The organism is Streptomyces sp. NPDC091209 (assembly GCF_044757755.1).
Lineage (GTDB): Bacteria > Actinomycetota > Actinomycetes > Streptomycetales > Streptomycetaceae > Streptomyces.
On the sequence record NZ_JBIVVR010000013.1, the window covers coordinates 119,154 to 131,532 of the forward strand.

The window sequence follows — 12,379 nt, forward strand, 5'->3', positions numbered from 1 at the left end:
CCGTGCAACCATCCGGACCCCGAACATGTCTCCCACAGTGAAATCGTCTGTCCCCTTCACCATGAGCCTCTGGGGGCGTCATGCACCATCACCCATCCCGCACAGCCATCGTCGCGGGCGTCCTTCTCACCGCCGTCGGAGCCACGGTCCCCGCCTCCGCGGCCACGCAGACGAAGGCAACCGCGAAGACTTCGCCGCCCGCCCGCATCGTCAACGCCCGGTGGGCCGGGCACTGCACCTACGACCGGCTCGTCATCGACGTCCAGGGCAGCACCCCGTCCGTCAGCGTGAAGTCGGTCAATACGCTCCACTACGACCCGTCGGGGAAGAAGGTCCCGCTCGCCGGGAAGTACTTCCTGGAGACCAGGCTCTCTCCCGCGGCCGCCCACGACAGCGCGGGCAGGTCCGTGTACCGAGGGCCTCGACTGGTGAAGATCCAGTTGCCCAAGCTGAAGGGTCTCGCCCTGACGGGGGACTTCGAAGGGGTGGTCACCTTCGCGACCGCGTTCCAGACCAAGCCCACGTACAAGGTCTCCAAGCTGCACAGCCCCGAACGCGTGGTCCTGGACTTCAGCCACGCCAACTCGTGCGGGTGAGTGTCAACCGTCACTGAAGCAGTCGCTGCCCAGCCCCTCAAGGGCTGGGCCGTTGCCAGTTGGGAACCCGGAATTCCGGTGCCCGCCAAGGCAGTTGAGGTGGGGCGAGCCGACGGGCGCCACAGTCGTTTCCCACGCGCCCTCGACATTCCGCCTCCCGCGGGCCCACCGGTGCGCGCGCTGTCATCACCGGGCCAGGAGGCGCAGCACCTGACGCGGACCCCGACATCCTGAACCTGACGATCTTGCGGTCAGGGCTGTGCCGGCGTAGTGCCCTGGATCGGTTGTCGAGCGTCTGGGTCGGATGATGTGGCTGGTTCGCGATCATCTACGGGTGTGGGGTGGCGGCGGGGCAGGAGCAGGGGGCTGGTGAGGATGAGCAGGCCCGCGACGGTGAGAGCGGTGCGTGGGCCGGTGGCGTCGGCGAGGAGACCGCCGAGCGCGGTGAGGGCGGCGATGGAGGCCTGCTGGCCGATCGACCAGGCCGACAGGGTACGGGCGACGAGATGCTTGGGGGTGCGTTCGAGGCGGTAGGTGGCGAGCACCGGCGTGTACAGGCTCATGTTGATGATGATCGCCAGCTCGACGACTATCACGGTGACCAGACCGACGACGCCGGGACGGACGAAGGCCAGGCCGATCAGCCAGATGGCACGCAGGGTGCCGACGGTCCGGAAGACCGCGTGCCGGCCGTAGCGGGCCACGACACGGCGGGCCAGCCGGGAGCCGATGAGTCCGCCGAAACAGGGAGCGGCGAAGGCGAGGGCGTACTGCCAGGGCGGGAACCCGAGCTGGCGGAGCAGGAGCACCGCCAGCAGCGGTTCGGTGGCCATGATCAGACCGGAGACGAGCATGTTGTTGAGGTAGAGCGCCCGCAGATCGGGTTCACCCAGGATGTGTCGCCAGCCGTCGAGCAATGCGCCCGCCCGTACCGGGCTTTTGTCGGTCGTCAGCGGTACTTCTGTCTCCGGTGCCTCGTCTCGGCCGCGGATCGCGGCGATGCCGAGCGCGGAGAGCAGGTAGCTGACTGCGTCGGCCACCACAGTGACGACCGGGCCGAACAGGCCGATCGCCGCCCCGCCCAGCGGTGGCCCCACCGCGATGGAGCTCCAGTTCGTGGACTCGAACCGCGCGTTGGCCACGAGCAGGTCGTCCGGCTTGACGAGGGCCTTGAGGTAGGCGCCGCTGGCCGCGTTGAAGGCGATCTTGGCCGCGGCGACCACGGCCGAGACGACGAGCAACTGGACAAAACTGAGCCGGCCGAAGGCGTAGGCGACCGGGATCGTCGCCATCACCCCGAACCGGGCCAGGTCCATCGCGATCATGACCGGACGCTTGCGCCGAAACTCCACCCATGGCGCGAGGGGCAGCGCGATCAGCGCGCCCACCGCGGGTCCCACGGCGGACAACGCGGACACCTCGGCGGGGCCGGCGTGCAACGCCAGCACGGCGATCAGCGGGAATGCCCCGAACCCCAGCCCGGACCCGTAGGCGCTCACCGCATAGGCCGCCCACAGCCAGCCGAACCGCCGCCCCAGGGATCGCCGCGCTATCAACCCTCGCACCCTTCTCTCGTACTGACACGACACGCCGTTCGATCGCTGTCGCTGTGCATCACATCAACGCCGAAGCGGGACGATCAAACCACCGACCCGGCGGCGAGCCGCAAGCGTCTGTTGTACCAGCACGGTCGCCCGTACCGTGGCACGCGTACCTCGCTCAGAGACGAGCAGCGAGGCGGGCGACGGTCCGCGGCCTCAGCCTCGCGCCCCTGGCGCCCGGTCGTACGGTGTCAGGGCACGGTGGCCCGGTGGGTCGGCCCGGTGTCGGCGACCTCTATCAGTGGCCCGGGCGCGACGACGGTGTGGGTTCTGCCGTTGGCAGGGGCATGGCCGCGAGGTGTACGTTGCGGCGCACTGCCATGGCCTACTACGCCGGGTCCCAGGCCGCAGGTCTGCGGCGACTGTGACCCAGCCCACCACGTCCAGCAGCCGCGATCCGGGCAGCCGAGGCGGCGGGCGTCGCGTCACTGGCCCGCGACCCTCGGACGACGCGGCGTTCCCCTTCCGAAATGATCGGTCATGGCCGATTCACAGCGGTGAGGCGTTCGGCCAGGAAGGCGCGCTCGGCGTCGTTTCCGGCCAACTCCAGTGCCTGAAGGCAGGCGATCGAGGCCTCCTCCGAGCGGCCCAGCCGATCCAGGAGGTCCGCCTTGATCGCCGGTAGGTACTGGTATGCAGCGAGTCGGCCGTCTTCTCCAGCTCCGCGACCTCTTCCAGCGCCCGTGCCGGACCGGAGACCATCGACACCGCCACCGTGCGGTTCAACGCCACCACCGGCGACGGCCACACCGACAGCAACTCGTCGTACAGGATCACGATCTGTGGCCAGTTCGTACGGTCGTACGACGGCGCCTCGGCGTGGAGCGAGGCGATCGCCGCCTGAAGGACGTAGCGGCCCGGTCGCCCGCCGTGCAGCCCGTCCATGATCAGGTCGTGCGCCTCGGCCATCGCGGAGCGGTCCCAGCGTGATCGATCCTGGTCCTCCAGCCGCAGCAGACGCCCGTCCGCGTCGACCCGGGTGGCGCGCCGGGCGTCGGTGACCAGGAGCAGGGCGAGCAGCCCCCGCACCTCCCGCTCGTCGGGCATCAGCTCCCGCAGCATCCGGGTCAGCCGCAGCGACTGGTCCACCAGATCCGTACGCATCAGCTCCGCTCCGGACGGCGCCGTGTGACCGGCGGTGAAGAGCAGATGGATCACGCCGAGCACCGCGCGCAGCCTCTCCGGCAGCTCACTCGCTCCTGGGAGCCGGAAGGGGATCCGCGCAGCCGATCTTCTTCTTCGCAATGGCCGGCCGTCACGGCCGGATGAGTGGACGGATTGCACGTGCACCGCTGGGCCATGCCCCCCCCTGCGAACCGGGCAGACTGCCACCTGATCGTCACATGGGAGACACCACCACATGAATACGCCACCAACGTCGCCTGCAGCGGGGCGGACTGAGGGATCATCCGTCCGGATCGGCGCTCTCGTTCCACTGACTCGGCCCGGCTGGGTCGAGGCGGGCCGACACCTGCTGGCCGGACTCGAGTTGGCCGTTCGCGAAGTCAACGACGCCGGCGGGATCGCCGGAAGACCACTTGAACTGGTGGTCCGGGACACCGCGGCTGATCCGAACAGGGCCGTGGCGGCCGTAGACGAATTGGCTCGCCTGGGCGTGGCTGCCTTGGCGGGGGAGTATCACAGCGTCGTCGCCCGCGCCGCTGCCGCCAGGGCGGACGCCCTCGGCCTGCCGTTCCTCTGCTCGTCAGCGGTTCTCGACGCGCTCACCGAAGAGCCGACGGAATGGGTCGCCCGCCTCGCCCCGGCGCAGTCCCAAGGCTGGAAGATCTACGCGGACTTCCTTCGCGGCGCGGGCCACAACCGAATCGCCGTAGCGGCCGAGCCGAGTGTCTACTGGGCATCCGGGGCTCGCGTCCTGCGGGACCACCTCGCTCCACGCGGGGGCACCGTCATCGAACTCGACATGCGCGGCCTCACCCCCGCGGCCGTGTGCGACGCACTCGTGGACCATCGTGCGACAGTCCTCCTTCTTCTGGTCGGCAACCCGGAGCCGGCCGTGTCGATCGTCACGTCTGTCCGCCGTGACCGGCGCCTCGCCGAGCTCATGATCGGGGCTCCGGCCGGGCAACCGGAGTTCGCCGAATGGGCGAGGCTGCTGGGCGAGGACGGTGCCGCGATTCCGTTCTTGCGCTACCTGCCCGAGCGCCTGAGCCCTCTGGGCGTACGCGTCGCGACAGCTCTGCGCGAGCGGCTGGCCGAAGCACCCTCCTTCGTCGCGTTCGAGGGCTACGACACGGTCACCGTCCTCGCCGACGTGCTGCGTTCTCACGGCACGGTCCGGGCGCGCACGGCCGCATCCTGGCCGCACGTCGCCGTCGAAGGCACCCGCGGGCAGATCCGGCTCTCCCGCACGCCGGGTATCAGCGTTTGGCAGTGGGCTTGGCCGCCGATCCACGTCGCCGATCGAGACCCGGCGGAACTCGGTCGCTTTCGGATCCTTCACTCCGGCTGAGCTCGCAGGGAGGTCTGCGGGGTCGCCCTACGACCCGGGGGCCACCGTCCAACGCATGGTTCGGGAGGAGTTCGGCCGCCTCCGCCGGGTGAGATGTTCAGGGCTTTCCACCGCGCAGGGCTCCGTCCCAGCAGCGCTGCCGAGTTGGGATCCTCACTGTCGGGATCGGGACCGAGCTCAGTCGGACGGCGTCACCGGGGACCACATGCCGAGCCACTGCTCGGCGCCCCAGGCATCGAACCGCTCCACCTCAAGGAACCCCAGCTTCGCCGCGAGTCGCATCGAGCCGACGTTGGCGGTCTGGGTGGCGAGCACCACCGGCTCGCCGGGACGTACGCCGGCGAACCAGTCGAGTGCCGCCGCGTACGCCTCGGCGGCGTAGCCGAATCCCCAGGCCCGCGGCAGGAACAGGTAGCCGAGATCGACCTTCCCCGCGCCGGCCGGGCGACGATGCCCCGGTGCTCTCCTGAGCAGGATCTGGCCGATCATCGACCCGTCGAGATCAACGACGAAGCTGCCGGGCCACCGCTCGGGTACCTCAGGCGTATCACGGTCAAGCTCTTCACGCGGCCGGGGGCCGCCGAGGTAGGTGTGCACCTCCGGCGACGCGAGCAACTCGATGAACGCCGCACGGTCCCGGGCCTCGGGCGCGCGGAGCACGAGCCGCTCGGTCTTGATCGGGGCAGGTGGCCAGGCGACGGGTCCTAGGTCGGTCATGCCGGCAAGCCAATCAGCGGGCTTCGGCGGCGATCAAGACTCGCGGACCGATCCAGCCACCCGCCCGGGCCTCACCCCCACCCAACGCGTCCCGGTCCTACAAGCCACGCCTGCCAGGGACGGGACGTCTCCCCCTTCTCAGGTGAGCATCGACTTGGGCAGGCCATGACGCGCGATGACGGATGGACCGCAGTCAGTCGGCGGTCGCCATCCGTGGCGAGGAACAGAGGTACCGGCCCTTGCCGAGGGGCTGTTCCTCGACCCGGCCACGCCACAGGACCACACCGTGGCGCCGCTCCCAGAAGAACGCGCCCACGCCCTTGGCGATCCGCTCCGGCGCGAAAGAGGCTCTGCGAGCAGAGGAGGGCCCAGGGACCCCATAGCAGGCCGCAGACCAGGCTCGGCAGCGCGACGATGACGATGAAACCTCCGTCGAAACTGCGGCGCAGAGATTCCCGCGAGGCGGGGACTGTCGCCTCTGGGTTCGTCAGGGGGACCGCGCCCTCGAACTGGTGCTTCTCGCCGCCCAGCCGGCGCGACCGGGTCGACGCTGCCAACAGGCCGAAGAACGCGCCGGCCCCGGTGAAATACAGGCACACCCAAGCCGTCGTGGTGTCATAGGTCTTCGGCAGCCCGCGCATGCCGAAGACCACTGGCGCGGTGATGATCAGGGCGACTCCCGCCTCAACCGCACCCGTCAACTGATCGTGCACGTAACGCCTCACGGAATTTTCCCCTCCGCGCCCGCCTTGCTCGGACGCACGAAGGGCTCACCATGCACAGCGTGCGCGCCTCGGTAAACCGCCCGCCCCCTCGATCCGATGCCGACGACTGTCCTTGTTTGCAAGCGAGTTGTCGGCCGCTGGACTGTTCGCCCGGGCGGCGCGTCACGCGCCTGGAAGACGGTCTCGGCGTCCCTCTTCATACGGACGTCAGGGCAACCTGCGACTGCACAACGGTGTCACCACGCGCAGGATCGGTACGGAGCCGGGAGCGAGCCCGTCTTCTCGCCAACACCCGGACACCATAGCCTGGTCGGAAAGGGCTCATAGCGCCCATAGGTATGGCGACGAGTTCGGCAGGGCTGAGAGGGAGTGTGGTTCCATCAGCGGGTATCTCGGTTTCGGGGAGGTGCTGCGTGGTCATCGGCGTGCGGCACGCTGGACGTTGGAGCAATTGGCCGAGGTGTCGGGGGTCAGTGCTCGGACCTTGTCGGACATGGAGCGCGGGCGCAGCAAAGGGCCTCAGCATCGCACCGTGACAGCTTTGGCGGACGCGCTCGCCCTGGAGGCTGATGCCCGCGAGGAGTTGGTCGAGCTGGCACGCGACGGCCGCCTGCGGGACCACTGGACGCGTCCGAGCGGCCTGTGTGAACTGCCCAGATCGGTTGAGGACTTCACCGGCCGTGGCGCGGAACTGGTCTGGATGAGCGAACTGCTGTACGCGGAGAGCTCGCCGGGTGTCGGTGTGGTGGGGCTCATCACCGGTTCCGCCGGCCTGGGGAAGACCACGTTCGCTGTCCGTGCCGCTCATTCCGTGCGGCCGAGCTTTCCCGACGGCGTGCTCTTCCTCGACCTGTTCGGCATGTCCCAGCGGCCCCTGGGTAGCGGTGACGCGCTTCGGTTCCTGCTGCGCGCGCTCGGTGTCACGGACCAGCGCATCCCGGTCGACATCCAGGAACGTGCCTCCATGTACCGGTCGCTGCTGCGGGACAAGCGGGTCCTGGTCGTCCTGGACAACGCCGCGTCGGAGGATCAGGTGCGCCCGCTGCTGTCGGGAGGGGGCGCGAGCAGGACACTGATCACCACCCGGCGGCTGCTCGCAGGACTGGAGGGCGTCCGCAGACTCGTCCTGGGGCCGTTGCCGGTGCCGGACTCCCTGGACCTGCTGACCGGGATTCTGGGCGAACGCTCCGCGTCCGACGAGGATTCGGCCCTCGCCCGGCTCGTCGAGCTGTGCGGGGGTCTGCCCCTGGCGCTGCGGATCATCGGCAACCGGCTGGTGAGCCGGCCCGAATGGCCTGTCGCCGAACTCGCCGCCCGGCTGGCGAACGAGGAGCGCAGGCTGGAGCAGTTCACGGCCGGCGACCTCAAGATCGCGAATGCGTTCGGCATGTCGTACGAACAGCTCGCGGACTCGGCACGGCGGCTGTTCCGGCGCCTCGCCGTCATACCCGGCCGGGACTTCGACGCCGCTCTGACGGCCGTCGCGGGCGCCGTGCCGATCGAGGACGCCTGGGACGCCCTGGACGACCTCGTCGATCTCGGCCTGCTCCAGGACAGCTCCGCGGGCCGGTACCGCTTCCACGACCTGGTCCGCCTGTTCGCCCGTGAGCGTCTCCAGGAGGAGGAGACCCCGGCCGGGCAGGAGGCCGTGGCGGGGCGGGTGACGTCGTGGCTGCTGCGGATGGCCACGGTCTCCGGGCGGTGGTTCGAACCCGGCTACGGCCCCCCGGGCCGGATCGACCCCGACCTTTCCGTCCCGTCCGCCGAGGAGGAGGCCGACGGCTGGCTCCGGGTGAATGTGGACAACTGGCTGGGCGCGATGCGGGCTGCGGCCGGCAGAGGCCCGCACACCCTGGTCCTCGACTGTGCCGAGTCGATGCACTGGTTCTCCGAACGGTGGGTGCACGGCCCGCACTGGCACGAGGTGTTCACGCTCGGAGCGGAGTCCGCCGCCGCCCTCGGCGACCTGGAGCAGCAGGCGACCCAGCTGAACTATCTGGCCTGGGTCCACTCGGTGCCGCCGGCAGATCCGCAGGCCATGCTGCGGTACGCGGCCGAGGCATGGGAGTTGGCCACCCGGGCCGGTGCCGAGGCGCAGATCGCCTGGTCGCACGAGTACACCGCGGGAGCGCTGCTCCTGCTCGGACGGTCCGACGAGGCGATTCCGCTCTCGTTCCGTGCGGCGGAGACGTTCAAGACCCTCGGCGACATCGACAGCTACGTCCAGACCCTGGCCAACGTCGCCAACTGCCTTCGCAACGAAGGACGTCACGCCGAGGCGCTGGAGCAATTCCGCACAGCGCTCGCCCTGATGGACGGCGAGGGCTCGGGGATGACACCGAGCGTCGCGACGCACAGCAGGCCCTTCGCGCTGATCCGCATCGGCCAGTGCCTGGGACAGCTCGGCCGCCTCGGCGAGGCGATCAACACGCTCAGCGAGGGCATCGCCCTCCTGGACACGCTCCAGGTGTCCGACTTCCGACGTGCCGGGGCCCTGGAGGTCCTGGCCGTCCTGCTGTCCGAGGACGGCCGCGCCGGCGAGAGCCGTCGTACCTACGCGCTGGCGGCGCGGGTGTTCGAGGAGATCGGCGACGCCGAGGCGAGCAGCCGCTGCCAGGCCCTGGCCACCGGCGCACCCTGACTCCCGTAGAACCGGCCGCTGTCCGTCGAACTCTGCGTGCTGTTCTGCGTGTTCTCCTGCCTCTCGGACGGCTTGGATGGAGCGCACCGGGCGGGCGTGGGGCCTGCCCCACCAGATCGGACGCGGCCATGGCAACCATCAGGAACATCGTGCTCGTGCACGGCGGCTTCGTGGACGGATCGGGCTGGCAGGGGGTGTACGACCACCTGACCGCCGACGGTTACCGGGTGACCGTCGTACAGAACCCGACCCTGTCGCTGGCCGGCGACGTCGCCGCCACCCACCAGGTTCTCGACAGCCTCGACGGCCCGGCCGTGCTGGTCGGCCACTCCTACGGCGGTGTCGTCATCACCGAGGCCGGCAGTCATCCCGCGGTCGCGGCGCTCGCCTATATCGCCGCGTTCGCTCCGGACAAGGGCGAGTCGGTCAGCTCCCTGATCGCCGACCCGCCGCCCGGCGCGCCGGTTCCGCCGATCCTGCCGCCCAAGGACGGGTTCCTGTTCCTGGACCGGGCCGAGTTCGCGGCCGCCTTCGCCGCCGACGTCCCCGAGAAGCTGGCGGCGTTCATGGCCGACTCCCAGGTCCCCTGGGGGGTCGAGGCCCTCGAAGGGGCGGTCTCCGAACCGGCCTGGCAGACCAAGCCGTCGTGGTATCTGGTCGCCACCGACGACCACATGATCCCGCCGCCCGCCCAACGCGGTATGTCCGAGCGCGCCGGAGCGATCGTCTCCGAGACGCCCGGCAGTCACGCCGTCTACGTCTCCCGCCCGGCCGTCGTGGCCGCCGTCATCGCCCAGGCCGCCCAGGGGCTCAACGGCCGGCCTTAGAAGCGGGCGACAGCGCCGCCGTACCTGGTGCCGGTGGAGATGCTGAGTGAGCATTGCGGCCATCGCCTCCGGTAAAGCCGTCGCGTGTGCCGCCGTCCGGATGATGAGGTGGCACGGTGACCAACCACGACGAGGCGGCGGCTGTCCGACCGTTGACCCTGGATTGGGTGAGCCGGCACCTGGAGGTCGGCGAACGGATCATCGGAACCGAGGTGTTGTACGGCGGCATCACGGCCGAAATGCGGAGGCTGACCATCGGTGAGCGGGACGGAGGCACCCGTGATCTGGTGCTGCGGACCTTCGTCGACGTGGAGCACGCCGAGGACTGGCTGCACAGGGAGGCCGGCGCCCTGACCCTGCTCCCGGGGTCAGGCGTGCCGGCTCCTGGACTGGTCGCGGTGGATCCGACCGCGGCGCATTGCGAGCATCCATCGCTCCTCATGACACATCTGCCGGGTCGGACGGTCCTCGACGACGATGGATTGGAGGCGCGCGTTCCTCTGCTGGCCCGTCAACTCGTGGCGATCCACGCGGTGAGACCCGTCGAGCGGCCCCGGGAGTATGTGGCGTGGACGACCGCCGACACCGTCGTGATTCCGCAGGGTGCCGACGCGACGGCATGGGCGGCGGCGATCGATGTGCTCCGCCGGCCCGTGCCGCTCTATGAAGGACGATTCCTGCACCGGGACTTCCACCCCGGCAACGTGCTGTTCGACGTGCCGCCCACAGAGTCGGCAGGTCCCCGGGTCACCGGCGTCGTCGACTGGGCGGCTACCTCCTGGGGCCCGGTGGATCTCGATGTGGCGCACTGCTCCACCAATCTCGCGCTGTTGCATGGCCCGGCCTGGGGTCTGCGGTTCGCTGAGGCGTACGAGGAGGCCGGCGGGGTGCCGGCCGCGGCCGCGAGCGACCGGCTGTACTGGCGGGTCCAGGACGGGCTGGCGTTCTCAGAGGCCGTGCGGTTGGTGGTGCGGGCATGGTGGGAGGCAGGGAGGACCGAGCTGACGACGCGAACCGTCGAGGAGCGGCTCGATGCCTATGTCACCGCCCTCATGGACGCGTTGAGCTGAGCCAGGGCGGTCCGGGGCGCGGCCCCGGCCTCGACATCCACCGCTCGACCCAGCGGGAAAGTGGAGCAGACCCCGGGAATACCGGCCTTCACCGGACCTTCACCGGGACGTCATACTGTGCCCATGAGCACACCCGCCAGACCGCAGGTCTCCACGCAGCCCCCTTTCCCACCGTCGCCGTCCGCGCCCGGATCCCTCCCCGCCGACCGGACGCAGCCGCGACGGAACTGGTGGATCGCCCCGCTGGTCGGCGTGCTGGTGGCGCTGGGAGTCCAACTCGTCGCCGCCCTCCTGCTGCTGGTGTCCCCCATGGCGTTGGACTCGTGCAGCGCCGCCAACCCCTGCGGGCGCACGGAGGCCGCGATCGGCGGCGCCCTGGTGCTGTTCCTGCTGGCGCTGCTCTCGCTGGGCGTGCCGTGGTACCCGGCGAAGCGGAAGAGCCTCGGCGTGGGCATCGCGGTGAGCCTGATCCCGCTGGGCCTCACACTGGCGTCCATCGGCACGCTGCTCATCGGGATCGGGGTCGGCTGACACGACGGTACCGGCGACATCTCCCCGTCCACGCGGGCGCCGAGGGAGGGTTCGCAGGGTCCGCCGGCCCCAGGCCGCACCCGGTTCCGGATGCGCTCGACATGAGTTGGGCTGTTCGAGGTGAAGCAGGTGTTGCCTTGGACGGCCCGGCTGAAGTGAATGTGGTGCCGAGCGGGGTCGACCTGGTGTAGAGAGGAGCCACGGTAAATCCTATGAGCGCGGAGCAGATCTCGCGGCCTGCCTGACAGCAGGGAACCGCAGGTGAGCGGTACCGCTGACCGCTCACGATCACCTGCCGGGAGGCTCTGGTGGAGGTAACGCTGCGAGACGTGAGAGACGTCGACCTGCCCACCTTCTTCGCTCAGATGAACGAGCCGGAGGGGCTCCGGATGGCGGCCTTCACTGCCAAGGACCCGTCGGACACGGCCCTGTTCCGTGCTCACTGGGCACGTAACCGCCAGGACCCAGCGGTCATCATGCGCACCGTCGTCGGTGACAGCGACGAGGTTGTCGGGCATGTTGCCGTGTTCGGACCTCCCGAGGAGCGCGAGGTCACGTACTGGATCGGGCGGCAGTTCTGGGGGCGAGGAGCAGCGACCGCCGCGCTGCGCGAGCTTCTCGTCATCGCGCCGGAGCGCCCGGTGCACGCCCGCGCCGTGGCGGACAACCTCGGTTCGATCCAGGTCCTGAAGAACTGCGGGTTCGCGGTCTCCGGCAGTGACCGGGGTTTCGCGAACGCACGAGGCGAGGAAGTCGACGAAGTCCTCCTCGTCCTGGTCGACTGAGCCCCACTGTCCTGGCCGTGTGCCGGGCGGGCCAGGCCCGCCTCCAGGCGGCGCGTCAGTGCTCGCCGGGGCACAGAGTGCCGGCGATGGCCTCGCGGACGTGACCGGCGGTCAGCTCCACACCAGGGTTGGCAGCGGCGAAGATACGCAGCCGGCCGAGCGGGGAGTCGGCGGCCGGAGGTGTCTCGGCCGGCTCGGCACCGGCGATCTGGAGGGCGAAGCGGAGGTCGATGTCGTTGTCCATCGCTCCAGCGTAGGACGTGGGACCGACGCAGCCCTGGACTATCCGCTGCGGACAGCCCCCGGGGTCGTGGTGGCTCCGACCGGGGGCCCTCTTGCCGCTCGCCCTGACCGTCACCTCGCCGTCAACCCGTGGTTACGGCGCTGACCGTCTGCGAGGAGGCAGACGGTCG

At 70.0% G+C, this 12,379-nt stretch carries 12 protein-coding genes; 7 read left to right on the plus strand and 5 right to left on the minus strand.

The genetic code is table 11. The features are described 5' to 3' along the window. Positions 1-80 precede the first annotated feature (80 nt). The gene (locus ACIQRL_RS31815; RefSeq protein ID WP_401338003.1) at positions 81-596 is read left to right on the plus strand and encodes a hypothetical protein; all 516 of its coding nucleotides are present in this window, start codon (positions 81-83) and stop codon (positions 594-596) included. A 251-nt stretch (positions 597-847) separates the two neighbouring features. On the opposite strand, the gene ACIQRL_RS31820 is transcribed toward ACIQRL_RS31815, so the two are convergent. Both ACIQRL_RS31820 and ACIQRL_RS31825 read right to left on the minus strand, forming a co-directional pair. Then, positions 848-2,152 carry an MFS transporter gene (locus tag ACIQRL_RS31820; RefSeq protein ID WP_401338004.1) on the minus strand — a complete coding sequence of 435 codons (1,305 nt, stop codon included), beginning with the start codon at positions 2,150-2,152 and terminating at the stop codon, positions 848-850. Positions 2,153-2,686: 534 nt separating this feature from the next. Further along, the gene (locus ACIQRL_RS31825) at positions 2,687-3,364 is read right to left on the minus strand and encodes an RNA polymerase sigma factor (protein WP_401338006.1); all 678 of its coding nucleotides are present in this window, start codon (positions 3,362-3,364) and stop codon (positions 2,687-2,689) included. 193 nt (positions 3,365-3,557) lie between these two features. On the opposite strand from ACIQRL_RS31825, the gene ACIQRL_RS31830 reads away from it, so the two are divergent. Then, entirely contained in the window at positions 3,558-4,670 is a 1,113-nt protein-coding gene (locus tag ACIQRL_RS31830) for an ABC transporter substrate-binding protein (protein WP_401338008.1), read from the plus strand. A gap of 177 nt (positions 4,671-4,847) precedes the next feature. Here the strand turns inward: ACIQRL_RS31830 and ACIQRL_RS31835 are convergent, their stop codons facing one another. Beyond that, positions 4,848-5,387, minus strand: coding sequence for a GNAT family N-acetyltransferase (locus tag ACIQRL_RS31835; RefSeq protein WP_401338010.1), 540 nt, complete (start codon positions 5,385-5,387; stop codon positions 4,848-4,850). A 193-nt stretch (positions 5,388-5,580) separates the two neighbouring features. Continuing rightward, complete coding sequence (locus ACIQRL_RS31840; protein ID WP_401338012.1) at positions 5,581-5,703, minus strand: hypothetical protein; 123 nt, start codon at positions 5,701-5,703, stop codon at positions 5,581-5,583. Between the two features lie 815 nt (positions 5,704-6,518). Here ACIQRL_RS31840 and ACIQRL_RS31845 point away from each other — a divergent pair. The 5 genes from ACIQRL_RS31845 to ACIQRL_RS31865 all read left to right on the plus strand — a co-directional run bounded on the left by ACIQRL_RS31845 (position 6,519) and on the right by ACIQRL_RS31865 (position 11,966). Continuing rightward, positions 6,519-8,753 carry an NB-ARC domain-containing protein gene (locus ACIQRL_RS31845; protein WP_401338014.1) on the plus strand — a complete coding sequence of 745 codons (2,235 nt, stop codon included), beginning with the start codon at positions 6,519-6,521 and terminating at the stop codon, positions 8,751-8,753. A 128-nt stretch (positions 8,754-8,881) separates the two neighbouring features. Next, positions 8,882-9,580 (plus strand): alpha/beta fold hydrolase, encoded by a 699-nt coding sequence (locus ACIQRL_RS31850; RefSeq protein WP_401338016.1) that lies wholly within the window; start codon positions 8,882-8,884, stop codon positions 9,578-9,580. Between the two features lie 116 nt (positions 9,581-9,696). Next, positions 9,697-10,650 (plus strand): phosphotransferase family protein, encoded by a 954-nt coding sequence (locus ACIQRL_RS31855; RefSeq protein ID WP_401338018.1) that lies wholly within the window; start codon positions 9,697-9,699, stop codon positions 10,648-10,650. A gap of 123 nt (positions 10,651-10,773) precedes the next feature. Beyond that, entirely contained in the window at positions 10,774-11,181 is a 408-nt protein-coding gene (locus ACIQRL_RS31860; protein ID WP_401338020.1) for a hypothetical protein, read from the plus strand. 308 nt (positions 11,182-11,489) lie between these two features. After that, positions 11,490-11,966 (plus strand): GNAT family N-acetyltransferase, encoded by a 477-nt coding sequence (locus tag ACIQRL_RS31865; RefSeq protein ID WP_401338022.1) that lies wholly within the window; start codon positions 11,490-11,492, stop codon positions 11,964-11,966. 55 nt (positions 11,967-12,021) lie between these two features. Here the strand turns inward: ACIQRL_RS31865 and ACIQRL_RS31870 are convergent, their stop codons facing one another. Then, complete coding sequence (locus ACIQRL_RS31870) at positions 12,022-12,210, minus strand: hypothetical protein (RefSeq protein WP_401338024.1); 189 nt, start codon at positions 12,208-12,210, stop codon at positions 12,022-12,024. Positions 12,211-12,379 lie beyond the last annotated feature (169 nt).